General features: G+C 59.4%; 27 protein-coding genes. 2 read left to right on the forward strand and 25 right to left on the reverse strand.

The genetic code is table 11. The features are described 5' to 3' along the window. Position 1: 1 nt before the first annotated feature. From VE23_RS14630 to VE23_RS14680, 11 genes are all read right to left on the reverse strand, one after another. Positions 2-775 carry a M23 family metallopeptidase gene (locus VE23_RS14630; protein ID WP_021880271.1) on the reverse strand — a complete coding sequence of 258 codons (774 nt, stop codon included), beginning with the start codon at positions 773-775 and terminating at the stop codon, positions 2-4. Between the two features lie 92 nt (positions 776-867). After that, positions 868-2,208: a stage II sporulation protein D gene (spoIID, locus tag VE23_RS14635; RefSeq protein ID WP_049868374.1), complete on the reverse strand. Its 1,341-nt coding sequence runs from the start codon at positions 2,206-2,208 to the stop codon at positions 868-870. Between the two features lie 279 nt (positions 2,209-2,487). Further along, the gene (locus VE23_RS14640) at positions 2,488-4,074 is read right to left on the reverse strand and encodes a HAMP domain-containing sensor histidine kinase (RefSeq protein WP_049868375.1); all 1,587 of its coding nucleotides are present in this window, start codon (positions 4,072-4,074) and stop codon (positions 2,488-2,490) included. Beyond that, positions 4,071-4,751, reverse strand: a complete 681-nt coding sequence (locus VE23_RS14645; RefSeq protein WP_048745676.1) for a response regulator transcription factor — start codon at positions 4,749-4,751, stop codon at positions 4,071-4,073. The genes VE23_RS14640 and VE23_RS14645 overlap by 4 nt, the downstream gene beginning before the upstream one ends. 50 nt (positions 4,752-4,801) lie before the next feature. Then, positions 4,802-5,986, reverse strand: coding sequence for an ABC transporter permease (locus tag VE23_RS14650; protein ID WP_021880888.1), 1,185 nt, complete (start codon positions 5,984-5,986; stop codon positions 4,802-4,804). Next, a complete protein-coding gene (locus VE23_RS14655; RefSeq protein ID WP_069202601.1) occupies positions 5,937-6,626 on the reverse strand; it encodes an ABC transporter ATP-binding protein in 690 nt (229 codons plus the stop codon). Before VE23_RS14655 ends, VE23_RS14650 begins: the two co-directional genes overlap by 50 nt. A 134-nt stretch (positions 6,627-6,760) precedes the next feature. Then, a complete protein-coding gene (locus VE23_RS14660; protein WP_049868376.1) occupies positions 6,761-8,233 on the reverse strand; it encodes an efflux RND transporter periplasmic adaptor subunit in 1,473 nt (490 codons plus the stop codon). A 212-nt stretch (positions 8,234-8,445) separates the two neighbouring features. Further along, positions 8,446-9,876 carry a UDP-N-acetylglucosamine 1-carboxyvinyltransferase gene (gene murA, locus VE23_RS14665; protein WP_048745681.1) on the reverse strand — a complete coding sequence of 477 codons (1,431 nt, stop codon included), beginning with the start codon at positions 9,874-9,876 and terminating at the stop codon, positions 8,446-8,448. A gap of 355 nt (positions 9,877-10,231) precedes the next feature. Next, positions 10,232-10,477 carry a DUF1146 family protein gene (locus VE23_RS14670; RefSeq protein ID WP_048745683.1) on the reverse strand — a complete coding sequence of 82 codons (246 nt, stop codon included), beginning with the start codon at positions 10,475-10,477 and terminating at the stop codon, positions 10,232-10,234. Between the two features lie 248 nt (positions 10,478-10,725). Next, positions 10,726-12,498 (reverse strand): S8 family serine peptidase, encoded by a 1,773-nt coding sequence (locus VE23_RS14675; protein WP_049868377.1) that lies wholly within the window; start codon positions 12,496-12,498, stop codon positions 10,726-10,728. Between the two features lie 253 nt (positions 12,499-12,751). Beyond that, entirely contained in the window at positions 12,752-13,225 is a 474-nt protein-coding gene (locus tag VE23_RS14680) for a Dps family protein (protein ID WP_021880564.1), read from the reverse strand. 220 nt (positions 13,226-13,445) lie between these two features. Here VE23_RS14680 and VE23_RS14685 point away from each other — a divergent pair, with 220 nt between their 5' ends. Together VE23_RS14685 and VE23_RS14690 are read left to right on the forward strand one after the other, a co-directional pair. Beyond that, positions 13,446-14,243, forward strand: a complete 798-nt coding sequence (locus VE23_RS14685; protein WP_049868378.1) for a YheC/YheD family protein — start codon at positions 13,446-13,448, stop codon at positions 14,241-14,243. A 220-nt stretch (positions 14,244-14,463) separates the two neighbouring features. After that, entirely contained in the window at positions 14,464-14,814 is a 351-nt protein-coding gene (locus tag VE23_RS14690) for a hypothetical protein (protein ID WP_021880562.1), read from the forward strand. 246 nt (positions 14,815-15,060) lie between these two features. Here the strand turns inward: VE23_RS14690 and VE23_RS14695 are convergent, their stop codons facing one another. The 14 genes from VE23_RS14695 to upp form a co-directional block, all read right to left on the reverse strand. Beyond that, positions 15,061-15,861: a tyrosine-protein phosphatase gene (locus tag VE23_RS14695; RefSeq protein WP_048745688.1), complete on the reverse strand. Its 801-nt coding sequence runs from the start codon at positions 15,859-15,861 to the stop codon at positions 15,061-15,063. Between the two features lie 412 nt (positions 15,862-16,273). Beyond that, complete coding sequence (locus tag VE23_RS14700) at positions 16,274-16,540, reverse strand: hypothetical protein (RefSeq protein ID WP_049868379.1); 267 nt, start codon at positions 16,538-16,540, stop codon at positions 16,274-16,276. Positions 16,541-16,676: 136 nt separating this feature from the next. Beyond that, positions 16,677-17,075, reverse strand: a complete 399-nt coding sequence (locus tag VE23_RS14705) for a F0F1 ATP synthase subunit epsilon (RefSeq protein WP_021880559.1) — start codon at positions 17,073-17,075, stop codon at positions 16,677-16,679. A gap of 24 nt (positions 17,076-17,099) precedes the next feature. After that, positions 17,100-18,518: a F0F1 ATP synthase subunit beta gene (gene atpD, locus VE23_RS14710; protein WP_048745692.1), complete on the reverse strand. Its 1,419-nt coding sequence runs from the start codon at positions 18,516-18,518 to the stop codon at positions 17,100-17,102. Positions 18,519-18,593: 75 nt separating this feature from the next. After that, the gene (atpG, locus tag VE23_RS14715; RefSeq protein ID WP_048747625.1) at positions 18,594-19,454 is read right to left on the reverse strand and encodes an ATP synthase F1 subunit gamma; all 861 of its coding nucleotides are present in this window, start codon (positions 19,452-19,454) and stop codon (positions 18,594-18,596) included. 74 nt (positions 19,455-19,528) lie between these two features. Then, on the reverse strand, positions 19,529-21,043 hold the full coding sequence (atpA, locus tag VE23_RS14720; protein ID WP_048747627.1) for a F0F1 ATP synthase subunit alpha: 1,515 nt from the start codon (positions 21,041-21,043) through the stop codon (positions 19,529-19,531). A 15-nt stretch (positions 21,044-21,058) separates the two neighbouring features. Then, positions 21,059-21,607, reverse strand: a complete 549-nt coding sequence (locus VE23_RS14725) for a F0F1 ATP synthase subunit delta (protein ID WP_049868380.1) — start codon at positions 21,605-21,607, stop codon at positions 21,059-21,061. After that, on the reverse strand, positions 21,604-22,086 hold the full coding sequence (gene atpF, locus VE23_RS14730; protein ID WP_048747629.1) for a F0F1 ATP synthase subunit B: 483 nt from the start codon (positions 22,084-22,086) through the stop codon (positions 21,604-21,606). The genes VE23_RS14725 and atpF overlap by 4 nt, the downstream gene beginning before the upstream one ends. A 188-nt stretch (positions 22,087-22,274) precedes the next feature. Then, on the reverse strand, positions 22,275-22,487 hold the full coding sequence (atpE, locus tag VE23_RS14735; RefSeq protein ID WP_021880553.1) for a F0F1 ATP synthase subunit C: 213 nt from the start codon (positions 22,485-22,487) through the stop codon (positions 22,275-22,277). A gap of 99 nt (positions 22,488-22,586) precedes the next feature. Further along, on the reverse strand, positions 22,587-23,345 hold the full coding sequence (gene atpB, locus VE23_RS14740; RefSeq protein WP_021880552.1) for a F0F1 ATP synthase subunit A: 759 nt from the start codon (positions 23,343-23,345) through the stop codon (positions 22,587-22,589). Between the two features lie 10 nt (positions 23,346-23,355). Continuing rightward, positions 23,356-23,736, reverse strand: a complete 381-nt coding sequence (locus VE23_RS14745; RefSeq protein ID WP_021880551.1) for an ATP synthase subunit I — start codon at positions 23,734-23,736, stop codon at positions 23,356-23,358. Then, positions 23,729-23,950, reverse strand: a complete 222-nt coding sequence (locus tag VE23_RS14750; protein WP_049868381.1) for an AtpZ/AtpI family protein — start codon at positions 23,948-23,950, stop codon at positions 23,729-23,731. Before VE23_RS14750 ends, VE23_RS14745 begins: the two co-directional genes overlap by 8 nt. 187 nt (positions 23,951-24,137) lie before the next feature. Continuing rightward, entirely contained in the window at positions 24,138-25,283 is a 1,146-nt protein-coding gene (gene wecB / locus VE23_RS14755) for a non-hydrolyzing UDP-N-acetylglucosamine 2-epimerase (protein ID WP_048747632.1), read from the reverse strand. A 16-nt stretch (positions 25,284-25,299) separates the two neighbouring features. Beyond that, positions 25,300-25,929, reverse strand: a complete 630-nt coding sequence (gene upp, locus VE23_RS14760; protein WP_048747635.1) for a uracil phosphoribosyltransferase — start codon at positions 25,927-25,929, stop codon at positions 25,300-25,302. Positions 25,930-26,149: the final 220 nt, after the last annotated feature.

The raw sequence follows: 26,149 nt of genomic DNA on the forward strand, positions 1-26,149 counted from the left end.
CTTATTCGGAATCGTCGCCCGATGCGGCGCTGCTGTCCTGGCTTGCTGCCGGAGCGAGCGCGGGCAGGACCGAATTCGGATTGACATGCTCGTTGTTTTTGAGAAGCGCGAAGTGCAGGTGTACGCCCAGATCTTTCTGCAGCTCGTTTTTGCCTGCCTTGCCGATTACCGTGCTTTGCTTGACGTCGTCGCCTTGCTTGACCGTCACATCGGTCAAGCTTTGGTAGACGGAGACGTATCCGCCCGAATGGGTGATCTCCACGACCGTGCCGTTGGTCGGCTGATCCTGCACCAGCGTCACTTTGCCGCTCAGCACGGCCTGCACGTCGAACGGCTGGTCGTCGCTGCGGGCCAGGTCGATGCCGGTGTTGGCGGAGAACGTGTTGCCCTGCTCGACCATCGCGGCATCCTGCTCGGCAGGAGTCGCGGCGGCATCGAAGTAGCCGCGCTTCACCGTGACGTCAGCCGTGCTGGCTACCGGCCATTTTGCCGTCTCGCCAGGCACCGGCTTCACGGTCACCGGCTCCGGCTGCTGCTCTCCGCCTTGCGCCACTGCAGTCGTATCGGGGATCTCGGTTGTCGAAGTCTTCTTGTCGTCTCCCTGATAGAGCCACATGACGGTTACGATGATTGCTGCCGCGGCGACGAACAGTGCCGGAGAGATCCACTTGCGCGACAGGGTCTTCTTGTAAGCTGAAGATGGAGCGGAGTTTCTTCCTCCCAGATTTGGTTTAGGAGGCTCTTGCTTTTGGTTTTTTTGATCTTGTTCATTCATTTTCTATCACCTCACTAGCCATTGTTGCCGGATCAGCTAGGTTTATACGTAGGGCGATAGAGAATTTGCGAGGAGGGAGGAAGATTCGCCTCCTAGCTGCTCATGCGGGGGAGATCGTTCTCCCTCACGACCGCGGTTCCGGTATAGTAGTGGGACAGAATCTGATAGGCGTTGCTGCCCTTCTTCGCCATGCCGTCGGCGCCCCACTGGCTCATCCCGACACCGTGCCCATAGCCATAGGTCGTAATCTCGATATTTTTGCCGCTGATCTTCCAGGTGAATTGGGAGGAGGCGAGTCCCAGCTTCTCCCGGGCTTCGCGGCCCGTGAACGTGGCGTCTCCCGCCGCCAGCTCGCGGATCCTTCTGCCGTCCGTCGTATCGAGCACCCGCAGGCTGCGGACCGGCGTGCTGCCGCTGAGGCCGAGCTTCCGGTAGAAGGACGCCAGCGGCATCGTCGTCGTCTCCTTGTACTCCGGAGACAGGGACTTGTCCCACGGGCTGGCCACGCTGCGGAGATAGGGAAGGCTGGCGTCCCAGTAATCCTCTGAATTTTCGGTATAACCGTTGCTGGTGGAAAAGAACAGAGCCTGAATCGGGCTTCCCTGATAGGTGACGATTTCTCCCCTCGTCCCTTGGACGGCTTCGTTCAGCTTCGTCAGATTCGCCTCCCGCTCCTTGCCGCTCCAGCGGGCCAGCAGCTGCTTCATCGGGATGTACACCTGATGGGCGGTCGTATCCGTGACATCCGCTCCCTTCACCGGCACGCCGCTGACGTCGCCGGAAGCGAGCCGCCGGACGATATACGTGCGGGCGGCGATCGCCTGCGCCTTGAGCGCTTCCGGCTCGAAGGAGATCGGCATCTCGCCGGCGATGACGCCGCGGATATAGGTCTCCATCGGCACCTTCTCGATGCGCTTCTCCTTCGTCACATAGACGCGCACCTGGGTCAGATCCAGCGCCGTCAGCTTCTTCGGCCCGGTAGAAGGCGCTGGCGCCGATTCCTCCGTTCCGGCCGGAGAACCGCCGCCAGCGCCTGCGCCGATTCCGGATCCTTCCCCCCCATCTGCCGGTCCTGCAGTCCCGTCGGCCGATTCTGCGCCGCTTCCGGATGCTTGTCCCCCATCTGCCGGCCCCGCAGCCCCGCCGGCCGCTTCGTCGGCGGCTGCCTGGCCGGTCTGCCGGGCGGTAGCGCTGCCGCCCGGCAGCTCCTGGCCGGATAGTTCCGGCACCGGAATCAAGGCTTGCTCCTGCCGGGCATTCGTCCGGCCATCCTGCGACTTGGCGACGATAAATCCCGGAATCAGAATCGCCGCCGCCGTAAGGACGCTTACGGAAGCCAGCGCCATTCCCGACATCCCCTGTCCTTCCGCTGCTCTGCCGAAAGGCTTTCCTCGCAGACTCGTCTTCCTCGTTCCTGTCGCGCGCTTCTTCATCTTCGATGAATTCCCTCCTCTATTACCCTGCCAAGGCAAATGCTCACGACCCGTCTCTAAAGACTATGAGCCGAGAAACATAGAATAGAACCGCGATAGGCCGCTTGAGAGAGAAGTCCCGCGAGAAACGAAAAAGCGATGCCGGATGGCATCGCTGCTGAAAGCCCTGCTGTCGGGCCGAGCCTGACGGCCTTTGAACATGCTGCCATGCAGCCGTCAGATCAGGGCTTCCAGGTAAAGAGATTAAGAAATGCCGTGCATTCCAGCCGGCTCCAGGCTTCAATCCTGTTGCTCGTCGGCTGCCGCTTCAGCTCCCGCTCCGCCAGCCGCACGCTGGAGGCAGAAGGAGAAGGAGCTGCCCCGGCCCTGTTCGCTGCGGACCGCGATGCGGGATCCGTGCGCATCCAGGATATGCTTGACGATCGACAGTCCGATGCCTGTGCCGCCGCGCCCGGAGCGGGCTTCATCCGTCTTGTAGAACCGCTCCCAGATGCGCTCCGTCTCCTCCGGCGACATGCCGATTCCTTCATCCCTTACCGTCAGGCAGGCTTGCTCCTCCTGCGCGTCGAGCGTCACATAGACGGTCGACCCTTGCGGCGAGAACGCCATGGCGTTCTGGATCAGATTGACCATCACCTGCTCCAGGCGGTGGGCGTCGCCTACGACTATCACCTTGCCGCTGCCGACGGCAAGCCCGTCGCCGGCTCCCTCGTTTCCCGTCCCGCTCCATGCCCCCTGAGTCTGGCCAGGACCGTCGCCGGCTCCCTCGTCTCCCATCCCGCTCCATGCCCCCGGAGCCGGGCCAGGCTCGGAATCGACCCGCCCCTTGATCTCGTACCGGACTCCGTGATGCCGGAAGGTGGATTCCATCCGCGCCAGCAGCAGCCTCACCGTCTCGGCCAGATCGAACTCCGCGGGCTGCACGTCGAATTGGCCGGACTCGATCTTGGACATGTCGAGCAGATCGTTCACAAGCTTCATCAGCCGGACGGTCTGCTCCTGGGTAATCCGCAAATAGCGGTCCGCCTTCTCCCCCGGAATCGTCCCGTCCAGAATCGCCTCCACATAACCGTGGATGGAAGTCAGCGGAGAGCGGAGATCATGCGAGACGTTGGCGAGGAAGTCGCGCCGGGTCTGCTCCAGCGCGCCGAGGTCTACGGCCATGCGGTTGAGCGAGCCGGCCAGCCGGCCGAGCTCATCGGGGGACGCATCGCGGATCGGCGTATCGAAATCGCCCTTGGCGAAGCGCTCCGCGCCGAGGCTCATGCGGCGGATCCGCGTCGTCATGTAGCGGGAGAACAGCCAGGAGAATACGGCCGATACAGCCAGCGCGACGGCGATGGCCAGCCAGCTCAGATTCTGCCAGCGGCGGAAGTCCCGCTGAAAGCCGGTCGAGAGCGAGACGACATAGCGGTCGATGGAAGGCACGTACTGGGAGCTCACGATCCATTTGCCGGACTCGTTCTCGATCATCTGGGAGCGGAACTGGCCGCTGGAGCCGATATTGGCCTCGCTGATGATGGACTTGATCTCGCTGGCGGGCAGCGGCACGTCTCCGACCTGCATATAGCGGCCGGTGCTGTCGATGACGAGAATGCTCTTCATCTGTTGCGGCACGACGACTTTGAGCGCCGTGCTGACCATGCTCTCGGTCCATCTTTCGGATGCGGCCGTTTCCAGCAGCTTGACCGTCCGCCGCAGCTCCGCCCCTTCCATGCCCTGCTGCCGGTCGAACATGTCGCGCCGGACCAGCTGCGTCGAAACCAGGTTGAAAACGAGGAACGTAACGCCGAGAATCGAGAGAGAAATGATCAGCACTTTGGCGAAGATCGTATTCAGCCCGAGCCTTGCGGCCAGACGGCTCATGACTGGACCTCGAACTTGTAGCCGACGCCGCGCACGGTGGCGATGCGCCAGGACGGATGCTCGCCGATCTTGTCCCGGATGCGCTTGATATGCACGTCGACCGTATTGGAATCGCCGAAGTAATCCATGCCCCAGATCTGCTGCAGCAGCTCCTCGCGGGTGAATACTTTGCCCGGCCGGGAAGCCATGCAATAGAGCAGCTCGACCTCCTTGGGAGCGCTCCCGACATCCTGCCCGCGCACCGTCACGCGGTATTCGTTCACGTCGACGACGAGATCCGGGAACACCGCCTGTTCCTTGTACAAGGTCGGATGCGTCCGCTTCAGGACGGCCCGGATCCGGGCAAGCAGCTCCTTCGGGTCGAACGGCTTGACGAGGTAATCGTCCGCTCCCATGGAAAAGCCCTTCAGCTTGTCGTAGCCGTCCCCTTTGCCGGTCAGGAAAATGATCGGCACCGTGCTGGTCTGCCGGATTTCCTCGCAGACGCTCCAGCCGTCGCGGCCAGGCATCATGATATCCAGGACGACGAGATCGGGGATCTGCTCGTAGAACTTCCTGAGCCCGGCAGCGCCGTCGCCCGCCGTCGCGTACTGAAAGCCGTATCGCTGCAAGTACAGCTCCAGCAGATCGCTGATCAGGGAATCGTCTTCTATGATCAGGATATAAGGCATTTTCATCTGGCTACCTCCGAGAGCGGAATGTGACTGTCTATCCGTTGGTATGGGAATCAATCATGCCGGAGCGCGTCCACCGGCCGCAGCGACGCGGCTTTGTTGGCCGGGAACAGCCCGAACAGAACTCCGACCGCAGCGGAGAACAGAAACGCATAGAGGACGACCTGAAGCTCGATCTGCGTCGCGGTGGCGAAGTAGGCCGTCATGATCAGGCAGGCGCCATAAGCGCAGGCGATGCCGAGAAGCCCTCCGAGGCTGCTGATGGTCACCGCTTCGACGAGAAACTGGAACAGCACGTCGCGCCGCTTGGCGCCGAGAGACTTGCGGATGCCGATCTCCCTCGTCCGCTCGGTGACGGATACGAGCATGATATTCATGATGCCGATGCCGCCGACGACGAGTGAGATGCAGGCGACTCCCGCCATCATCGTGGACATCGTCTTCGACACGGAGGTGACCGTCTCCTTCAAATCCTCCTGGTTCGTCACGCGGTAGGCGTTCGTATTGCCGCGGAAGATCTCGGTCAGCTTCGTCTCCAGCTGCGCGGTCACGGCGCTCATCTGATCCACCGTGGCGACCTTGAGGGAGACGGTGCGGACGCCGGCGGACTGGAACATGCGCTGCGCCGTCGTAATCGGAATGATGATCTTCTCGTCGTTGGAGCCCGTCAGGGAAGTGCCCTTGGGCTCGAGCAAGCCTACGACCTTGTATTTCACGCCGTTGAGCAGGATCGTCTCGCCGACCGGGCTGACTCCCGCTCCGAACAGCTCCTCCGAGGTGTCGACCCCGAGCACGGCGACCTTGTTGTACGCCGTCAGATCGATAGGGGCAATGAAGCGCCCGCTTTGGGGATGGAAGCTCTGCACATCTTCATAATCGGGAGTGACGCCCTCGACGGTCACCGCGGACTCGGTCTGCTTGCTTCCGTAGCGGGCCGTCACGCTGCCGCTGACGGTCGGAGACAAGCCTTCGATGCCGCCGACGCCGTCGCCGAGCGTCTCGGCTTGCGGCAAGGAGAGGGTCGTGTCGCTTCCCCTTCCGGTAATGTTGACCGACAGCATGTTGGTGCCGAGCCCCTTGAGCTGGCTGCTCACCTCGTTCGCCGAGCCCTGGCCCATCGCCACGAGCGCGATGACCGTCGCGACGCCGATCAAAATGCCGAGCATGGAGAGCACGGTGCGCAGCTTGTTAGCCAGTATGCTCTTCCAGGCCATGCGAATTCCTTGCGAAAGCTTCACGTCCGCCCCCCCTTTCCTCGCTCAGCAGTCCGTCCTTCATGAATACGGTCCGCTTCGCCCTGGCAGCCACATCGAGATCATGCGTGATGAGGACGATCGTATGGCCCTGGGAGTTGAGCTGCTCCATGAGGCCGAGCACATCCGCTCCCGTCTTCGTATCCAGCGCTCCCGTAGGCTCGTCGGCAAGCAGGATCGGCGGCTCGCCAGCGAGCGCGCGGGCGATCGCGACCCGCTGCATCTGGCCTCCGGACAGCTGGTTCGGCCGGTGATGCATCCGGTCCTGCAGGCCGACCTTGGCCAGCGCCGTCTCCGCAGCCGCCTTTCTCTCCTTCGCGGCGAGCCCGCGATAGACGAGCGGCAGCTCGACGTTCTCGAACGCGCTGAGGCGCGGGAGGAGATGGAAGCTTTGGAAGATGAAGCCGATCTTGCGGTTGCGCACCTCCGCCAGCCGGTTGTCCGACAAACCCTTCACCTCGATGCCGTCCAGCCTGTAGCTGCCGGAGGTCGGCGTGTCGAGGCATCCGATCATGTTCATGAGCGTGGACTTGCCGGAACCGGACGGACCGATGATGGCGACGAAGTCTCCGCGGGGAATATGCAGATTCACTCCATTCAGGATCTGCACTTCCTCTCCGGCCATCCGGTAGGATTTCCGGACGTCGCGGATGGACAGGAGCGCCTCTTCATGCCGTTCGGTCGAAGCGGCATCGGCTCTGGTGCCATCGCCTATCCGCTCCTCCAAGGCTCCGTCTCCGGCCTTCCGTTTGTCCCTCTTCATCGGGTTCCCCCTCCTCCGGTACGGGTCGAGCCGGCTCCGCCCATATTGCCGCCGAAGCCGCCCGTACCCATTCCGCCTCCGAAGCCGCCCGCTCCCATTCCGCCGAACTCGCGGGCTCGGGTCGTGCCGCTCTGGCCGGTGGATCCTCCGACGGTGCCGGTCGGCAGCGCGATCAGCACCGTATCGCCCGCGGACAGTCCCGACTTGATCTGCACGTACGTGTCATTGGCAAGCCCGGTCGTCACTTCCTTGAGCTGGCCGCCCAGCGTCATCCGGCTCATCCGGGATTCGGAGCCGGCTCCCGCTCCTGCAGCCCCTGCTCCCGCGCCGGCTCCTGCAGCAGCTCCAGCTCCTGCTCCGGCTTTGGCGCCTGTTCCCGACCGGCTGCCCTGCCCGGAGGCGCCTTCCGTTGCCCATTGGCCGCCGGAGCCGTTCCTTCCGCCTGTCCAGGACTGGCCGGCTCCGCCTTGACGGTTGTCGCCGGACTGGCCGCCCGGAACGTTCCCGGCTCCTTGGCCGCCTTCGGTGCCGGTTCCGATCGCCAATGCCCCTTCCGTTCCTTGAGGCACCCGCACATAGGATTTTCCTCCGAAGGTCACCACCGCATCGACCGGAACCAGGACGGCATTTTCAGCCGATTCCGTCACGATCTCGGCCGAGCCGGACATTCCGGCCAGCACGCCGGCCGCCTCCGCCATGGACAGCGTGACCGGATACGTAGCGACTCCGTTGCTGCTCACGCCTTCTTTGGCAATGGAAGTGATTTTGCCCGTGAAGGTTTTATCGGTCAGGGCATTAAGCGTAATTTCGGCCGTCTGCCCGATCTTCAGCTTAGGAACGTCAAGCTCGTCCGCGTTCACCGCAAAAGTCAGCTGCGAGTAGTCCGTAATGACAGCCGCATCTGCGCCGGCATTCGTGTTGTCCCCGACCGTAAGCGATACGGTCGTGACGGTTCCGCCGATCGGCGCCTTGATATCATGGTTCTCGGCGTCCGCTTTCTGCAGATCGGCAATCTCGTTCTCCGTCTGCTGCAGGCTCAGCCTGGCCGAGTCGAGATCGAGCTTCGTCTGCGCCTGCTTCGATACGTCGCTTTCGCTCCAGTACTGCTCCTTCAGGTTCTGGATCTGCAGCTCCTGCTTCTGCTTGTCCAGCTGCTTCTGCCGGATCTGCAGCGAATTGTCGACCGTCTCGAACTGAGCCAGCACCTGTCCTTTCTTCACGACGTCGCCGGCGGAGACCAGCACTTTGCTGACTGTCCCCTGATAGCCGGCTTTCACGGTCGCCGTAGCGGCCGCGGCTACCGTTCCTATCCCCGACACCTTCACTTCCAGATTTCCCTGCGAAGCCTGCACGCTCCGGGCTTCCGCAGCGGATGCCGTGCCTTCGGCTCCCTTCGACTGCAGGAAATAGTATACCGCTCCGCCGCCGGCAATGACCATGAATCCCAATATGAGCAGCCACTTTCTCATTGTTTCCCTCGCCTCTCCTCCGGATCATTTTCCATCCGAATCGTAGCATTCCAGAATGAACCCAGAATGAACGTCTTCCCTGAGCAGGCAAGGGATCGATCCCCCAAGGATCGCCGCAAATAAAAAAAGAGCCCCGATAGCCGGCGCTCCACTCCCTTTCTCTATGCGGGACGGCTGCTGAGGCAAGCCCTCCCGATGCTGCCGATTGAATCTCAGGCCATGGACGCCTCGACGTCCTCGACCTTGACCTGCCGCTTGCTGCTGTAGCTGTCCTCGTCCTCGGACGCGGCGGCAGCCGCCACCTGGACCTCTTCGACTTCTCGCTCCGCGGTCTTGCGGATGGAAGCGAGCACGACCGGCTCCAGCACTTCCTCGGCGGCTTCTTCCTCCGACGTCCGGTAGATGTCGGCGCCCAAAGCGGCTAGCTTGCCCGCGATGTCTACATAACCGCGGTCGACATGATGCAATCCGCCCACTTCGGTCTCTCCGTCGGCTACGAGGCCGGCACAGATCAGCGCAGCTCCGGCTCGAAGGTCCGTCGCCGTCACTTTGGCGCCCGACAGCGGCACTCCGCCCGTGATGATGGCCGTACGGCCGTCCACCTTGATGCTGGCGTTCATCTTGCGGAATTCCTCCACGTGCATGAAACGGTTCTCGAACACCGTCTCGGTCACGACGGAAGTTCCTTCCGTGACAAGCAGCAGAGCCATCATCTGGGACTGCACATCGGTCGGGAAGCCCGGGTGAGGCAGCGTCTTGATGTCGGCGCCCTTCAGCGGACGATCCGCAATGACGCGAATGCCGTTGTCCTCTTCGATGATTTGGACGCCCATCTCCTGCAGCTTGGCGATTACGGGTCCGAGATGGTCGCCGATGGCGCCTTCTACGAATACGTTGCCTCCGGTGATCGCGCCGGCGATGAGGAATGTGCCCGCTTCGATCCGATCGGGAATGACCGTATGCCGGGCGCCGGTCAGCTTCTCGACGCCTTCGATCCGGATGACTCCCGTACCGGCTCCGCGGATGCGGGCTCCCATGGCGTTGAGATAGTTCGCGAGATCGACGATCTCGGGCTCTTTGGCCGCGTTCTCAAGTGTAGTCGTTCCTTCGGCGAGCGCTGCGGCCGCGATGATGTTCTCCGTCGCGCCTACGCTGGCGACGTCCAGGTAGATCTTCGCGCCCTTGAGCCTGCCCGGGGCAACGGCTTCGATAAAGCCTTGGCCCATCGTGATCTCGGCGCCCATCGCCTCGAATCCCTTGAGGTGCTGCTCGATCGGGCGGGTGCCGATGGCGCAGCCCCCTGGAAGGGAGATGCGTACACGGCCCAGACGGGCAAGCAGCGGCCCCATGACTTGGATCGATGCCCGCATTTTGCTGACCCATTCGTAAGGAGCCTCGTAGGAGGTCAGGTTCTCCGCCGAGATCGTCATGGTTTCGCCGGAGAGGTCAAGCTTGGCTCCGAGCGTCTCCAGCAGCTGGCGAATGATCAGGACGTCATCAAGGAGGGGAACGTCGTTAATGACGCTTTCTCCTTCCGTTGCGAGTAGCGAAGCGGCCAGAATGGGAAGAACGGCGTTTTTCGCCCCGTGCACACGCACGGTTCCTTCCAGTCTGCGGCCTCCGCGAACGACAATTTTACTCATAATTCCGTTCCCTCCGGACGCTGCAATTTCTTTTGCGCATATCATGTATTTGGTAAGGATCATATCTGACGGCAACGAGTGTCTGGCATTGGATGGCTTGAAAGGGTTGAAAGGTCAAAAAAGGTGAAAAAGGCAGGAATAAGCCAGATTACCACAGACCATATTAACACTCGTCTACAGAAATCGACAAGCGTTATTTTTATCCCGAATATTCGTCAAAATAAGGGGACTTTAGCCCGGGTCTCTTTCCTCGTGCATGATCGCTCAAAGGATATCATTCGCAGCATGTCTCCGGATTGGTTCCGTCTTATGCGTTATTGTCTGCAAATGTCCGATTCGTTATTCGACGGATAGCTTAGAGCAGCTTCAGCATGGATGTCCAAGACCAGTAATCCAGGATGAAGCGGGCGAACGAGTGCCCGATCACAACGGCAAGAACCGCAATGAAAACGCGGGCTCTCGGGCTTCTCGGCTGCTTGAACCAAGTGTCCAGCTTGAGCTCTTGCAGCAGGTACCAGGCAAGCAAGATGCTTCCGATCGTCACGGCGATGGAGAACAGTCCGTTCCATCCAAGCGACGACCATACTTGATTACTGTTCATTAATAACCCCGTTCCTTTGCCCGTAAACGGCAATAAATTCCACGGCTCAATTCTATCGGCATAGCAATGTGTCTTTCGCCATTTTTCGCCTTTATGCGACGGAAGCAGCCCTAATCGATCGTTCGGGAAAGGAAATCGGCGCAATGCATCTCCTATATCCATCGGAACTTGAGCGCTCCATTAAAAGTCCCATGCTCTTCCGTGTATGTATTCACGGCTTTCCTCTTTTGCCGCCGGAAGCGGCATGCTCAGCCGCCGCGCGTCACCTTGAGCGTATAGTAGCCTGTTGCCGGCGCCGCAGCGTCTTCCCCCGCATCCCATACCTTGATTTCGTAGGTGCCTGGGGTGACCGGTATAAGCGGACTTGTTTCCGCTACGCCTTCCCCGTTGCTGTCCACAGCCAGAGCTTCTCCTCCGGCCCTGCGGTAGGAGAAGGCCGGATCCATCCGCATCGTGCCTGCCTCCACCTGCAGCCGCATCGTGCCTTTCTTGGCGACCCGGATCGAATACCAGTCCACATCCGCCGCTTGATGGAAGGTTCCTTGAAATTCGAGGGAACGGTCGGCCAAAGGATAGGCTTTGCCAGCCGTATCATTGCTCTCCCCCTTGTCGGGCAGCATGCGCAGGCGCGTCGAAAGCAGATAAGGCACCTGCTTCGCACCGCTTCCGGGCTCGAGCCGCAGCATCAGCCGGTTCGTTCCTTTTCTGACGTGCCATTCAAGCTTATGGTTGCGGAGCTTCAGCGGCATTTTCTTGACGCTCCCCGCTTCCTCCAGCTCGATCCGGACGGCGGACGCGCCGGCGCCGGGAGAAGTGAGCTGGGTATAGTCCAGGCTGACGATGCCGTCGTACGGGCATTCCAGTCGGTACCAATCCCGATCCCCGGTTCCGGAAAGCTGTCCCGACAGCTGCTTGCCCAGAGGGAGCGCCGCGGCTGTCTTGGCCGAGTCGTCCGGTTCATGCGGATCAGCCTTGTAGCGGTCTGCAAGAGCGGAATCGATTCTCAGAAGGCCGTAGCCGGCTCCATAGTCGAATCCCTTTGCTCCCTCGTCTTTGGCCGTCTGCCGCAGCATGGAGCGGATCTGATAAGGTTTGAGAGACGGGTATTTCGCCCATAACAGCGCTGCTGCGGCCGCAGCCTGGGGAGCAGCCATGGAGGTGCCCTCCACGTAATGGTATCCGCCGCCCGCAGCGGTCGTATACACCTTCCACGGAGCAGCGATGTCCAGCTCCGGCCCCTGGTTGGAGCGCGAGTCCGGAAGTCCGTCGGGGCCGACTCCTCCTACGGCCAGCACAGTCGGATAAGCAGCCGGATACTTCACGGCGGCGCGGCTGCCGAAGCGGCGGCCGTCATTGCCTGCGGCGGCAACAAGAAGCACGCCCTTCTGTTCGGCCAGGGCGGCGATATCCCTCATGTATGGCGAGGAATGGTAGAGACCTACGGACAAGACAACGATGCGCGCTCCTTCCGAAATGGCCTTGCGGATGCCTTCGCCAAGCTGGCGTTCGTCGCCATAGCCGTTGCGGTCGAGAGCCTTGATCGGAAGAATGCGGGCTTTCCAGATGACTCCCGCCACTCCCTTGCCGTTGTTGCCCGCTGCCGCAACGACGCCCGCGACGCTCGTGCCGTGGCCGTTGTCGTCCCGCGGAGGCTCATCCGGCTTCAGCAGATTGATGCCCGGAAGCAGATTGGGCTGAAGATCGGGATGATCCAGATCAACGCCTGTGTCTACGACCGCGATTGTAATGGAGGTCTGCTCCGTGACCAGCTTCCAGGCTTTGTTGGCTCCGATCTGATGGAGAAAAGCTTGCTTCGCCAGGCCGGGATCGTTCGCCTTGGGGGCAGCCGGACCTTCTTGCTGGATCCGGGCCTCGTCGTCCGGCTTCGCCGCCATGCCGCTTGCGCTGCCGGGCGGCATGGACGGGGCTGCCGCCAGGGTGACGGCCGCAAGAAGAGCCGCGGCATGGCCGCATCTAAGCGCGCGGCTATGGGCGGCGTGAGCTTGAATCCTTGCTTTCATAAGCCTCAAATCCTTTGCTCGTATCTATCCTATGACGCCCGCGCGCATCTATCCCTGCTTTTCCGCCGTTGATCGAGGAAGCATCGCGAAGCGCATGATGTGATGAAGGAATTCACTCGCTTAACCATTCTATCAATAATTCGGGCCGCAAGGCGCTATTCCTGTAGCGTTCACAAAATGGATACAACAACAGGCCCTCCGGAAATCCGAAGGGCCTATTTGCACTTGCTATTATCCCGGAAGGCGCTTGCGGCTACGCCAAAAACTTCTCCAGCATCCAGCGGTGCTGGTCCAGCTGCTCCACCATGCCGGTCAGAATATCGCTCGTCGCCGCATCGTCTTCTTCTTCGGCCGTCTCGGCAGCTACCTTCATGTCCTCGGCAAGGGTATTGAAGTCGTCGATCAGATTCCGCACCATCGTTTCGGCATCTTCTTTTTCCGTCGCCTCCTTGATGGAAGACAGATCCAGCATGCCCTTCATGGTGGATACCGGCTTGCCGCCGATTCCGATCAGGCGCTCCGCCGCTTCGTCGAACATAAGGGTAACGGCATTATAGAACTCCTCGAACTTGACGTGGAGAGTATAGAAATTAGGACCGGTCACATTCCAGTGGAAGGAATGGAGCTTCATGTACAGCACGCCCATCGAAGCTACTTGACGGTTCAGCGCATCCTGCGTCTTCGTATTCTTTGCCGCTTTGCCGCGGCTGGCGGTTTGAGTTGCCATTTTTTACATTCCCCTTCCGAATATTCATTTCCCTGCAATCAGGCTTCATGTCTTCTCATTACCCCATCCGGGCCGGGACAAACAGGCACGCCTGAAATCAGCTTGCGCAGCATTTCTGTTCCTTATCCGGCCGGACGCTTTTTTGAGCCAGGGGCATGTCATCCGCACACGTCCGTCCAAGCCTGGAGGCATAAGGTAGGGGGAGAGGTGATCAAGCAGGATGCCAACAATAAAAAAATACATCAAAACCTATAATTCCCGCACCCTTTGGGGAAAACTTCGAGTGAGCCGGATGCTGCGCAGGGATCCGGCTACGGCGCACTTTGTTCCACGGACGGCCGATTTTTCCCGCAAGCAGCTGAAGAAAATGGCTTCGCGCTTTGAAATTCTGTATATCAAGCCGAATATCGGCTCTCTCGGCATCGGAATCCATAAGCTTCGCCGCCGCAATGGGGGCGGATATCAGCTCACCTCCGTGATTTCCCGCAAACAGATTTCCCGCGCGTTCGGAAATCTCGATCAGGTGTACGAACATATCCGGAAAACCCGGAAATTCGGAAAGCTGATTATCCAGCGCGGCATTCCGCTCGACCGAATCGAAGGGAAGCCATACGATATCCGCGCCATGGTGCAGCGCAAGCCCAATGGACCCTGGACCTGCACGGCTTTGATAGCTAAAGTGGCGCTGCCCAATCGCATCGTGACAAACGCCCATCAGGGCGCCAAGCTTTACCAGCTGTCCAGGCTGTGGAAAATGCAAGGAATGCGAGCCGCCCCTGCCCTCGCCAACAATGAGTTCATCGAAGAGTCGGCGCTGAAGATATCCAAGTCGCTGTCCCGCCGTTACGGCGGCATGCGCGAGATGGGAATCGACTTCGCGATCGACCGGAGCAAAAGGCTGTGGGTGCTGGAGGTCAATACGAACCATCCCCAGTACGGGGCGTTCAAAAAAATCGACCGGGCCGCCTACAACCGGGTCAAAAGCTTTGCCCGCAGCTATGGACGCAAGGACGACTGAATCCACCGCTGGCCGTCTCGGTCGGCGCCTTCCCGAGGGTCGTTCCGCATGCTTCATTTTACGGCGTTTGCTGTAAATAAAGATCAGAAGAGCCTCCAGGAATCAACTGCAATCAGGCGGCTGTTGTCAGACTCGGCGATCTGCGGCGCGTCCTGCAGCCGGTCGCAGATGTCCCCCGGCCGTACATTTCAATTCGTACCAGGAAAGGTGGAGATGGTCCATGTCGGATGCCATGAATGTCAGCCGGCTGCTGGAGCTGCTGGAAGCCCGCAAGGGCGAGGATGTCGATATCGTCAAGCAGGAAGACGGAGATTGGGATAAGGTCCGCATGACGTTCAGCGGAGCGGAGCTGCTGCATAATCCTTCTCCGGATGATTATGTGTCGGGAACGATCCTGCTGCTACACGGTTCGGCCAGCATCGTCACCGACAAGGGCCGTGAGCCCGTGCCTGGCGACTCCTATGAAATTCCGCTCCAAGCGGATGACTCCCTCATCGAACAGGACGGAGAGATCCGGGTGCAGACGAAGCGGGCGACCTATTCCATCCAGCCGTCCGTTTCAGCCGGCTGAACCAAAAAAGCTTTGGGCCGCGAGCAGGCCCAAAGCTTTTTTTGGTTCAAATTGGCTTCGCCCGCTGTGCCTTCCAATCCCGCTGCCCGCCCCAGCGGGTCTCGCAAGCGCGGCATGCTCAGGAGAGCGGCAGTAACGGCAAGTACGGCCGCGGTAGAAGCACCTCCGTCCAAATCGACCCGCTTGGGCCAAACCAGTCTGCTGTTACAACCAAAGGTTCGTTACATGCAAAAGGTGACGGTCCATTTAGCGGCCCCGCCGGCCGAACAAGCTTCTCAGCAAGCCTTGCGGCCTTCCTCCCGAAGCCGCTGCCGCCGGCCGCTGCTCCGCCCCAAGCAGGTCGTCTCCCGCGAGGAGGCTGACCGCATTTTGCATGAAATAAGCTTTGTAGTCTTCCCCGAGCCGTTCGGCGATGGCGGCATAGGCGGCCGCCAAGCGGAATCCGCGGCGCTCCGCATGATGCGCATCGGAGGAGACAAGATGGACGAGACCGGAACGCATCATCGACCAGGAAGCTTTCTCGATCGATCTTCCGTACAGACCCAGCAGCGAATGCGTCGTCACTTGTCCCCAAGCCCCGAGCGAGATGAGCTCTTCCAGAAGAGCGGGCTCGCGCATGGCCTGCTCGTTGCGTTCAGGATGGGCTATGACAGGCCGCACCCCTTGAAGCGTCAGCTCATAGACCAGCTCGGCCATTCCGGAAGGTATCTCCGCGGTCGGCATTTCAAGCAGCATATAAGGGGTATCCGCAAGCGTCAGCAGCTCCCTCTTCTCCCAATTGTCGAGCAGCTCCGCATGGACCCGGATTTCTTGGCCCGGATGCAAAGCAATCGGAATGCCATGCTGCTGCAGCAACTCTCCGGTCCGCCGCGTCAGCTCCCGCACGTCGGCTGCCGCATTCCAGTAAGCTCCGTTGGCGTGATGAGGGGTAGCGACGATATCGGTGATGCCTTCAAGCTGCGCAGCTCTCGCCAAGGCGAGCATTTGCTCCTCGTTCCTGGCTCCGTCGTCGATGCCGGGAAGGATGTGGGTATGGATATCAATCATTCCTTGAGCACTCTCCCCGTTGTCATGGATGTAAGGATGTAGGGATTCGTATTGACTTGCTAGGATGTATTGACTGCGATGGCTTTATAGACGGCAACGACTTATTGACTGCGATGGCTTTATAGTCTGCAACGACTTATTGCCAGCATTCAATATCTGCAATGGCAGTCCGATAGCGGCGAATTTAACGTTCTAGCCATACGAGCCTAGGGATCGCTGTAACCGTATAGGTCTCTTCATTTTCGAGAATTGCCGTTGATTCTAGGGCTCAAAGGCTATTGGTGAACTCCGTCATTGCATGAGATGAAGCTGCTCCTCATGACATTATCATACTTGATTACAGAGACGATCGTCATCCACCCTTGGCTTCATTGTCATCGGACTTTCGGTCAAACATCCCCTGCCGCAGTCCTTAACTCTCTTTATCTCCATTGGCATCATGCTTAAGAAAGCTGAATATCCCGGTCCACATGCCGGTCAGGATGAACAATCTGCCCAAGAAAGAAGTGGATTCGGATTCCGAAAAGCCCGTCCCCATTAGAACCCCGCCGCCCGCGACAAGCAGGAAGCAAAAGAGCAGATTGTCCCTTATGGACCTCTTTGAATCGAGGCCGTGAATCCGTGCCGTCAATAAAGCTGCCGCCAACATGCTCATAATAAAAAGTGTCCCTACCCTCATTTCCCCTGTCCTCCCCAGGCGATTTCGCCGGTATAGCCGGAATCGATTCAGATCCCAGTAGATTCCATTATAAGAGAATAAAAAAGCCCCTCCTCCGTTATCGCCAGATAACAGGGGAGGGGCTTTGATGACGGAATCAACCTCTGGTGTTCAGACGGTTGAGCGCACGTTGAAGCGCAAGCTCCGCACGATGATAATCGACGGTTTCCTTGTTGCGGTTGCGAATGCGCTCTTCAGCGCGCTTCTTGGCCAGCTCTGCGCGGTCCACATCGATTTCGCCCGGAAGCTCGGCGCTTTCGGCCAGAATGACGACTTTCTCGTGACGAACCTCGGCAAAGCCTCCGCTCACCGCGATGTTTTCATAATTGCTGCCGATTTTCGCCGTAACGGCGGATATCTTCAGAGGCGTAACCGTAGGAACGTGATTAGGCAGAATGCCCATCTCGCCCTCTACTCCGCGGATGATGACCATGTTCACATCCTTGGAATATACGGTACGCTCCGGCGTAACGATTTCAAGCAGTAAGGTGCTCATACGATAACCTCCATCCGCCGAGGATTAAACCTCTTGAGCGAGCTTCTTCGCTTTGGCAACGGCGTCTTCAATCGTTCCGACGTTATGGAACGCTGGTTCCGGAAGATCATCATGCTTGCCTTCAAGAATTTCCTTGAAGCCCCGGACCGTATCCTTGATTCGTACGGACAGGCCAGGCATGCCGTTGAACGCTGCTGCAACGTGAAGAGGCTGCGACAGGAACAGCTGGACGCGGCGTGCGCGAAGCACGACAAGCTTGTCTTCCTCGGACAGTTCGTCCATGCCGAGAATCGCGATGATATCGAGCAGCTCTTTGTAGCGCTGAAGAAGCTTCTTCACGCTTTGAGCCACTTGATAGTGCTCTTCGCCGACGATTTCCGGAGTCAGGACGCGCGAGGACGAAGCCAGCGGGTCGACAGCCGGGAAGATACCCATAGCGGCGATGTTACGCTCCAGGTTGGTCGTGGAATCCAAGTGGGCAAACGCCGTGGCAGGGGCCGGGTCGGTGTAGTCATCGGCTGGAACGTAGATCGCCTGGATCGACGTAACCGAGCCGTTCTTGGTGGAAGTGATGCGCTCCTGGAGCTGGCCCATCTCGGTTGCCAGCGTCGGCTGGTAACCTACCGCGGACGGCATGCGGCCGAGCAGCGCGGATACTTCGGAGCCCGCTTGGGTGAAGCGGAAGATGTTGTCGACGAACAGGAGCACGTCGCGGTTTTCTTGATCGCGGAAGTATTCCGCCATCGTCAGACCGGTCAGGGCTACGCGAAGACGCGCGCCTGGAGGCTCGTTCATCTGGCCGAATACCATGGCCGTTTTCTCGATAACGCCGGATTCGCTCATCTCGTGATAAAGGTCGTTGCCTTCACGAGTACGCTCGCCTACGCCGGCAAATACGGAAATACCGCCGTGCTCGGAAGCGATGTTGTGGATAAGCTCCTGCATCGTTACCGTTTTGCCTACGCCGGCGCCGCCGAACAAGCCGACTTTGCCGCCCTTGGCGTACGGAGCCATCAGGTCGATGACCTTGATGCCGGTTTCCAGAATTTCCTGCTGCGTGGACAGATCCTCGAATACCGGAGCTTGACGGTGAATCGGCAGCGTGATGCTGCGGTCTACGTCCCCGTTGTTGTCGATCGGATCGCCGACAACGCTGAATACGCGGCCGAGCGTGGCCGGTCCGACCGGCACGGTGATTGGCGCGCCGGTATCAACAGCGGCCGTACCGCGCACGAGGCCGTCCGTGGAGGACATCGCGACGCAGCGAACTGTGTTGTTTCCGAGGTGGGTAGCCACTTCGAGAGTCAGCTTCACGTCTTTTTCGGAAGAGTTCTGGGCCTTTTGTTCAATCTTAATTGCGTTCAGGATTTCTGGGAGATGGCCGTTGTCGAATTCAACGTCGACAACCGGTCCCAGTACCTGGACAACGCGACCGTTGCTCATGGGGGTCCCTCCTGTAGTAAAGATAGTTGCACGTGCATCTATGAAGCAGGCCGCAGCCTGCTCTTCTGCGTGTGATTATTGCTGGGCGCTTGCTCCGCCGACGATCTCCGCGATTTCTTGGGTGATCGCAGCCTGACGCGCGCGGTTGTAAGAGAGCGTAAGCTCGCCGATGAGCTTCGTCGCATTCTTCGTCGCATTGCCCATTGCCGTCATCCGGGCGCCGAATTCGCTCGCCTTGCCTTCGAGAATCGCGCTGTACACGACCGTCTCGGCATACTTGGGCAGCAGGACGCTGAGCACGGATTCCGCATCCGGCTCGTACTCGTACTGCGCCGCGGAACCGGTGAACTCATCGGAGCTCAGCGGCAGCAGCTTCTTCATCGTCGGAATCTGGGAAATGGCATTGATGAAGCGGTTGTAGACGATATAGACCTCGTCATAACGGCCTTCCTCAAAGCCTTGAACGGCTTTGTAGGCGACCGGCTTGATATCGCCGTATTTCGGGGAATCGGAGATGCCCGTCACTTCCTCGGCGATGTTCATGCTGCGGCGCGTCAAGTAGGCGCTGCCCTTGCGGCCGACAACGAGAATTTCGTACTCGTCCTTGGACCGGTGTTTCTCGGCGATCGTATTGGACAGCTTGCGCAGTACGTTGATGTTGTAACCGCCAGCGAGTCCGCGGTCCGACGTCACGATCAGGTAAGCTGTGCGCTTCACCTCGCGAGACTGCAGCATAGGGTGACGAATGCTGCCTGCGCCGGCGGCGATGCTGGAGACGACTTCGCGGATCTTGTCCGTGTAAGGACGGGCCGACAATGCCGCCTCCTGCGCGCGGCGAAGCTTCGCCGCAGCGACCATTTCCATCGCTTTGGTGATCTGCTTCATATTCTGCTTGCTCTTGAGCGAGCGCTTGATCTCCCGCATGCCTTTTGCCATTAGTACTCACCACCTTACTTATCGGCCCCATGCCCATAATCAGGCACGGGGACCGGCATCATCGTTCCTTGCTATTAAACCGAACGGGAGAAGCCTTTCTTGAAGTCCTGGATGGCAGCTACAAGAGCTTTCTCGTTGTCGGAGGAGAGGTCTTTGGTATCGCGGATGGAAGTCAGAATCTCCGGCTTGTTGGCATCCACGAAGCTCAGCAGCTCGTCCTCGAAACGGCGGACGTCCTGAACCGGGATATCATCCACATGGCCGCGCGTGACTGCGAACAGGGAGACAACCTGGCGCTCCAGAGGCATAGGCTGGTTGATGCCCTGCTTCAGGATTTCCAGCGTGCGCTCGCCGCGGTCGAGGCGGGACTTGGTTACTTTGTCCAGATCGGAGCCGAATTGGGCGAATGCCGCCAGCTCGCGGTACTGGGCAAGGTCAAGCTTGAGCGTGCCGGCTACCTTTTTCATCGCCTTCGTTTGAGCGGAGGAGCCTACGCGGGATACGGAGTTGCCGACGTTGACAGCCGGACGCTGGCCGGAGTAGAACAGGTCGGATTCCAAGAAGATCTGTCCGTCCGTGATGGAGATGACGTTCGTCGGGATGTAAGCGGAGATATCCCCGGCTTGCGTCTCAATGAACGGAAGCGCCGTAAGGGAACCGCCGCCGAGCTCGTCGTTCAGCTTGGCCGCGCGCTCCAGCAGACGGGAGTGCAGGTAGAAGACGTCGCCCGGATAGGCTTCCCGGCCCGGTGGGCGGCGAAGCAGCAGGGACAGCTCGCGGTAAGCGGCGGCTTGCTTGGACAGGTCATCGTAGATGACGAGAACATGCTTGCCGTTGTACATGAAGTACTCGCCCATGGAGCAGCCCGTATAAGGAGCGATGTAAAGCAGCGGGGACGGCTCGGAAGCGCTCGCCGTTACGACGATCGTGTAATCCAGCGCGCCTTGGCGGCGGAGGGATTCGACAACCGTACGAACCGTGGATTGCTTTTGACCGATAGCGACGTAGATGCAAACCACGCCGTTGCCCTTTTGATTGACGATCGTATCGATCGCGATTTGCGTTTTGCCCGTCTGGCGGTCGCCGATGATGAGCTCGCGCTGGCCGCGGCCGATCGGAATCATGGCGTCGATCGCCTTGATGCCCGTCTGCATCGGCTCGAATACGGATTTACGGGCCATGACGCCCGGTGCCGGCGATTCGATCGGACGGCTAGCCGTCGTCGCGATCGGACCGTTGCCGTCAAGCGGCTGGCCCAGAGCGTTGACAACGCGGCCCAGAAGAGCGTCGCCTACAGGAACTTCCATGATGCGGCCCGTACGCTTCACTTGGTCGCCTTCACGGATGTCCGTGTACGGTCCAAGGATAACGACACCGACATTGCTCTCCTCAAGGTTGAGCGCCATGCCTACAACGCCGTTGGAGAACTCGAGCAGCTCGCCGGCCATAGCGTTCTCAAGGCCGTGCACGCGAGCGATACCGTCGCCGACTTGGATAACCGTTCCGACCTCGTCGACTTGGATCTCGGATTTATATTGTTCAATCTGCTGCTTAATCAGCGTGCTGATTTCATCAGGTCTGATGCTCAATTTCTTCACCCCTGTCTACAGTGCTTGGGAATTGATTTGCTTGCTCAGGCGGTCCAGCTTGGTGGAGAGGGATCCGTCATAGATCTTGTCTCCGATGCGGACCTTGATGCCGCCCAGAAGGGAAGGCTCGACGACCTGCTCGCCGATGATGCGCCGTCCCGAGATGACTCCGAATTGCTGGAGCACCTTCGCGAGCTCGGCTTCGCTGAGCGCGACTGCCGTATAAACGGTCGCGCGGGATTCGCCGGAAGCTTCGTCGGCAATTCGGCCGTAGGCTTCGCTGACGCTGCCGACCGCCGACTGGCGGCCGCGTTCGATCAGGAGCGTGACCGTATTCAGAACAATAGAGGACACTCGGTCCCCGATTGCTTTTTTGATGATGTCAAGCTTGACGGACGGCTCGATGCCAGGCGTCGACAGGAAACGGGATACGTCTCCGTCGGATGCCAAGGCTCCGGCGATCAGCTCAAGCTGCTGGCGCACTTCCGCCACCAGGTTTTGCGTGCTCGCAACATCGTACAGCGCCTGCGCGTAACGTTTTGCGATTACCGTGTCGCGGCTCATTTGCTTCCTACCTCTTTGAGGTAGTTGTCAACGATCTGCTCCTGCGATTTCTCGTCGATCTGCTTCTCGACGATCTTGGATGCAATCGCGACGGACATGCTGCCGACTTCGCTGCGCAGGGAAGCGATGGCTTTGTTCTTCTCGCTCTCGATGTCGCGGACGGCATCTTCTTTGAGGCGGGATGCTTCGGAACGGGCCGTATCGATGATGCTGTCGGCCTGCTTCGAGCTCGTGATCCGAGCCTTTTCGATGATATCGTTCGCTTCTTGGCGGGCTTGCGCCAGAGCTTGCTTCTGAGCTTCCATTTCGGCGGAAGCTTCCTTGCGGCTGTTCTCGGCCGCATTCATCTGCTCAAGTACCATTTGGCGGCGCTGTTCCATGATTCCGAACAGAGGACCGAACGCATACTTGTTCAGCAGCCAGTACAGAATGAGGAACGCGACGATCGCGTACACAAAAGACTCCCAATGCCAGGCCATGACCGCTCTCCTTTCACTTGCCATTCACATACATGCGAGCGCAGCCCGCTGCCTATCAGGCGGGGCCGCCGCTCGAATTACCGGATGCCGCATGAGCTCGAAGCTTTGGGCAATCTCCGATTTTATGACGATGGCGTGGAGGGCAATGCCTTCCCCGCCATGTCGAGTTCAGCAAGATTCTGCTGCTATTAGCTGAAGAATGCGAGGAAGCCGATAACGACGCCGATGATCGGCACGACTTCGACGATACCTACGCCGATGAACATCGTCGTTTGAAGCTTGCTGGCCGCTTCCGGCTGGCGGGAGATGCCTTCTACCGTTTTGCTGACGATAAGACCGTTACCTACGCCCGCGCCTACTGCGCCGAGACCAACTGCGATTGCTGCTGCCAATACTTCCATTGTTTAAAATCCTCCTCTAAATTGGGTGAGTGTGGGTTATTTCAACACCGACCGAAGCCGTGCGGTGACGTCCTCGAAATCAGTTCGGACTGCTGTGGATCAGTGCGCGCCGTCTTCGTCGTGAATGGCGGCTTGCGAGATGTACACCATGGTGAGGATCGTGAACAGGAACGCCTGGATGGCGCCTACGAAAATACTGAAGCCTTGCCAGATGATCATGAACGGCGTACCGATGGCGCCAAGCATGAGGATGGTGGCGATCAGCACCTCGCCCGCGAAGATGTTCGCGAACAAACGGAGAGCCAGCGTGACCGGCTTCGCGATCGTCTCGATGATGTTCAACGGGAAGAAAATCGGGTAAGGCTTGAAGTAATGCTGGAAATAATGCTTGGCGTTCATCTTCACGCCGAGGAAATGGACAAGCAGGAAAACGATGAGCGCGAGGCCCGAAGTCACGGAGAGATCCGCTGTAGGCGATTTCCACCATGCCAGCTCCGCGTGTCCGCCGTGGTGGGCGAGCGTGTCCGCCGTCACTCCCCACATCGGTTCGTGGATTTCAGTCACGATGCCGAAGGGAAGACCGAGCAGGTTGGAAACGAAGATGAAGAGAATCAGCGTCAAGCCTAGGCCAAGAAACGGACGAACCCGGTTCAGCGGCATCGTGCTTGCAATGGTCGAATGAACGAAGTCCACCGCCCATTCCATGAAGTTCTGCGTCTTGGAAGGATTGGCCACCGACAATTTTCGCGTCAGCAGCTTGACCAGAACGAACGTCATGACGGCCGATACCGTAATCGCGATAAATGCTGAAACGTCGATGTTGAGCCCGTTCCAATGGTAAATCGGAAATTCATGCATACCTTATATTTCACCCCTTTCCACGGCGTCGCCGGAGATTGACAAAGAAAGCGCATACCAGTATAACAAAAGGCACCGCAAAACATGAAGCCAAGGCGGAGGGAAGATTGAAATAGTCCGGCTTGCGGTACGCGATCATGACGACGAGCAGCACCATCGCGATTCTGCCGGCCATTCCGGTACCTGTCTTCCTGGGAGCCTCCCCGGAAGCCATGACCCCGATCCACTCCACCCGCCTGCGAAGAAGAAAGGCATTGAACGATCCTGCCGCTATGCCAAGCAGGCAGCCAGCGGCAACCGTGCGCCAGTCCGGAATCAGAACCCAGATCAGCAGCAGTGCGGCTGCAAGCAGCATGACCGCGGACTTGGTCATCTTGAGCACTTCATTCATTGCTGTCCTCCAGAACCTTTCTGACAATAAAGATGACGGAAACAATTCCTGCCGCCAGTCCGGCGAACACCCCGACGATGATCCAGCCTGGAGTTCCCCCGTAACGTGCTGCGAGCCAATAACCGATGTAGGTGCATATGGCGACATCGATGCCGAGCGCGCCTACAAGCGCAAGCGCCTTCAGCGGGTCTTCTCCCTTGCTCTTTCTGGCCATGGTTTGTCCCCAATCAACCCTCATTATTTTATCCAAGCAATCGAAGGTTTGTCAATTTTGATAATAGCAAACTTTCCGTGAACTTGGGCAAAAAAACCTTGAAATGACGGGATTTTTCGCTTTGGCAAACCATACAGTTGAACTGTATGCTGTGCCGTTGTTGGAGTTGACGCTCTTCTCTCGAAAACTATGAACGTTGTGTGAACGGCTCCGGTCTCTCGCCTCTGCCAAAATGATGCAGGATCGCGGCGACGATTCTCTCCGACGCAGCCCCGTCTCCGTACGGATTGGCCGCCTTGCTCATGCGCTCGTACGTTCCCTGGTCGGTAAGCAGCGCGCGGGTCCGTTCATAGACGCGGGTCTCGTCCGTGCCGACCAGCTCCAGCGTTCCCGCCTCGATGCCTTCCGGCCGCTCGGTCGTATCGCGCAGCACCAGCGTCGGAATGCCGAACGAAGGCGCCTCCTCCTGCATGCCGCCCGAATCGGTGAGCAGCAGATACGTATGCGGGAAGAAATTGTGAATCTCGAACACGTCCAGCGGCTCGATCAGCTTGATCCGCGGATGGTCGCCGAGGATCTCCTGCGCCGGTTCTCGCACGGCCGGGTTCGGATGCACGGCGTACACGATGGCGATATCGTCGAATTCATCGGCGATGCGCTTGACGGCGCGGAAGATGTTGCGATGCGGCTCCCCTAGCGATTCGCGCCGGTGGGCGGTCATCAGGATGAGGCGCTTGCCGGCAGCCCAGTCCAGCATCGGGTGGGTGAACTCCGGATCCACCGTATACTGGAAGACGTCCGTCGCCGTATTGCCGGTCACATAGATCGCGGATTCCGGCTTGCTTTCCCGGCGCAGATTGCCTGCGGACCAGTCCGTTGGCGCGAAGTGCACGTCCGAGAGAACGCCTGCCAGCTGCCGGTTCATCTCCTCCGGGTACGGGGACATCTTGTTCCAGGTGCGCAGGCCAGCTTCGACATGGCCCACCTGGATCTGCTGCAGGAACGAAGCGTAGCTCGCCAGGAACGTCGTCTGCGTGTCTCCGTGCACGAGCACGATATCCGGACGGGCCTCCTTCAGCACGGGCTCGATCCCCTCAAGCACGCGGACGGTCGTCTCGGTCAGCGTCTGGCGGTCCTTCATGACGTTGAGATCATAATCCGGCTTGATGCGGAAAAGCTCCAGCACCTGGTCCAGAATCTCTCGGTGCTGGGCCGTCACGCAGACGATCGGCTCGATCTGCTCCGAATGCTTCTGCAACTCCAGCACAAGCGGCGCCATCTTGACTGCCTCCGGCCTCGTGCCGAAGACGGTCATCACTTTCAGCTTCTCCATGCGGTCCTTCTCCCCCTTACTTCGTTCCGAACATCCGGTCGCCGGCGTCGCCAAGGCCCGGAATGATGTAACCCTTCTCGTTGAGCTTCTCGTCTACGGCCGCGGCGTAAATGTCGATCTCGGGATGCGCTTCCTGAACGGCGCGAATCCCTTCCGGAGAAGCGATCAGCACCATCAGCTTGAGCTGGGTGCAGCCGCGCTTCTTGAGCGCCTCGATGGCGGCGTTGGCCGAGCCGCCGGTCGCCAGCATCGGATCGACGACGATGAGCAGCCGCTCCGTCGCGTCTGTAGGAAGATTGATGTAATATTCCGTCGGCAGCAGCGTGTCATGGTCGCGGGAGAGGCCGATATGCCCTACCTTGGCGGCCGGAATCAGCTTGAGGATGCCGTCGACCATGCCCAGGCCGGCGCGCAGAATAGGCACGATGCCGAGCATCCTGCCGGACAGTACTTTGGATTCGGCCACGGCGACGGGAGTTTCCACCCGGATCGTGTCCAGGGGCATTTCCCTCGTGATCTCATAGGCCATCAGCGTGGCTACTTCGTCGACAAGCTCGCGGAAGTCTTTCGTCTTGGTGTCTTTGTCCCGAATATACGTCAGCTTGTGCTGGATAAGCGGATGGTCGCATATGACCAGATTGCCCATGGGGGTTGCCCTCCTGAATTTCGCTAAAATTTGCTTTTCTCCGACAGCAACGGAGCATAATCCCAACTATTATAGCATTCCCCAAGGGCGAGCGCATCAAGCATTGTAGAAGGCAAAATATCGCTGCCCAAAGCAGACGGCTTCAGGCAGCCCCTGCCCTTGCCTCCTCGGCTGCGCATTTCCTGCGCCGGCCGGCCCGGATCCGGTTGCATGGCAGGCA

Source organism: Paenibacillus sp. D9 (assembly GCF_001188365.1).
In the GTDB taxonomy this organism is placed as follows: Bacteria; Bacillota; Bacilli; order Paenibacillales; family Paenibacillaceae; genus Paenibacillus_O; species Paenibacillus_O humicus.

What these genes read in the sequence shown, in the direction of transcription:
- VE23_RS14630 (WP_021880271.1), bottom strand. Translation starts at nt 775, where the DNA reads ATGAATGAACAAGATCAAAAAAACCAAAAGCAAGAGCCTCCTAAACCA.
- spoIID (WP_049868374.1), bottom strand. Translation starts at nt 2,208, where the DNA reads ATGAAGAAGCGCGCGACAGGAACGAGGAAGACGAGTCTGCGAGGAAAG.
- VE23_RS14640 (WP_049868375.1), bottom strand. Translation starts at nt 4,074, where the DNA reads ATGAGCCGTCTGGCCGCAAGGCTCGGGCTGAATACGATCTTCGCCAAA.
- VE23_RS14645 (WP_048745676.1), bottom strand. Translation starts at nt 4,751, where the DNA reads ATGAAAATGCCTTATATCCTGATCATAGAAGACGATTCCCTGATCAGC.
- VE23_RS14655 (WP_069202601.1), bottom strand. Translation starts at nt 6,626, where the DNA reads ATGGCCGGAGAGGAAGTGCAGATCCTGAATGGAGTGAATCTGCATATT.
- VE23_RS14660 (WP_049868376.1), bottom strand. Translation starts at nt 8,233, where the DNA reads ATGAGAAAGTGGCTGCTCATATTGGGATTCATGGTCATTGCCGGCGGC.
- murA (WP_048745681.1), bottom strand. Translation starts at nt 9,876, where the DNA reads ATGAGTAAAATTGTCGTTCGCGGAGGCCGCAGACTGGAAGGAACCGTG.
- VE23_RS14670 (WP_048745683.1), bottom strand. Translation starts at nt 10,477, where the DNA reads ATGAACAGTAATCAAGTATGGTCGTCGCTTGGATGGAACGGACTGTTC.
- VE23_RS14675 (WP_049868377.1), bottom strand. Translation starts at nt 12,498, where the DNA reads ATGAAAGCAAGGATTCAAGCTCACGCCGCCCATAGCCGCGCGCTTAGA.
- VE23_RS14680 (WP_021880564.1), bottom strand. Translation starts at nt 13,225, where the DNA reads ATGGCAACTCAAACCGCCAGCCGCGGCAAAGCGGCAAAGAATACGAAG.
- VE23_RS14685 (WP_049868378.1), top strand. Translation starts at nt 13,446, where the DNA reads ATGCCAACAATAAAAAAATACATCAAAACCTATAATTCCCGCACCCTT.
- VE23_RS14690 (WP_021880562.1), top strand. Translation starts at nt 14,464, where the DNA reads ATGTCGGATGCCATGAATGTCAGCCGGCTGCTGGAGCTGCTGGAAGCC.
- VE23_RS14695 (WP_048745688.1), bottom strand. Translation starts at nt 15,861, where the DNA reads ATGATTGATATCCATACCCACATCCTTCCCGGCATCGACGACGGAGCC.
- VE23_RS14700 (WP_049868379.1), bottom strand. Translation starts at nt 16,540, where the DNA reads ATGAGGGTAGGGACACTTTTTATTATGAGCATGTTGGCGGCAGCTTTA.
- VE23_RS14705 (WP_021880559.1), bottom strand. Translation starts at nt 17,075, where the DNA reads ATGAGCACCTTACTGCTTGAAATCGTTACGCCGGAGCGTACCGTATAT.
- atpD (WP_048745692.1), bottom strand. Translation starts at nt 18,518, where the DNA reads ATGAGCAACGGTCGCGTTGTCCAGGTACTGGGACCGGTTGTCGACGTT.
- atpG (WP_048747625.1), bottom strand. Translation starts at nt 19,454, where the DNA reads ATGGCAAAAGGCATGCGGGAGATCAAGCGCTCGCTCAAGAGCAAGCAG.
- VE23_RS14725 (WP_049868380.1), bottom strand. Translation starts at nt 21,607, where the DNA reads ATGAGCCGCGACACGGTAATCGCAAAACGTTACGCGCAGGCGCTGTAC.
- atpF (WP_048747629.1), bottom strand. Translation starts at nt 22,086, where the DNA reads ATGGCCTGGCATTGGGAGTCTTTTGTGTACGCGATCGTCGCGTTCCTC.
- atpE (WP_021880553.1), bottom strand. Translation starts at nt 22,487, where the DNA reads ATGGAAGTATTGGCAGCAGCAATCGCAGTTGGTCTCGGCGCAGTAGGC.
- atpB (WP_021880552.1), bottom strand. Translation starts at nt 23,345, where the DNA reads ATGCATGAATTTCCGATTTACCATTGGAACGGGCTCAACATCGACGTT.
- VE23_RS14745 (WP_021880551.1), bottom strand. Translation starts at nt 23,736, where the DNA reads ATGAATGAAGTGCTCAAGATGACCAAGTCCGCGGTCATGCTGCTTGCA.
- VE23_RS14750 (WP_049868381.1), bottom strand. Translation starts at nt 23,950, where the DNA reads ATGGCCAGAAAGAGCAAGGGAGAAGACCCGCTGAAGGCGCTTGCGCTT.
- wecB (WP_048747632.1), bottom strand. Translation starts at nt 25,283, where the DNA reads ATGGAGAAGCTGAAAGTGATGACCGTCTTCGGCACGAGGCCGGAGGCA.
- upp (WP_048747635.1), bottom strand. Translation starts at nt 25,929, where the DNA reads ATGGGCAATCTGGTCATATGCGACCATCCGCTTATCCAGCACAAGCTG.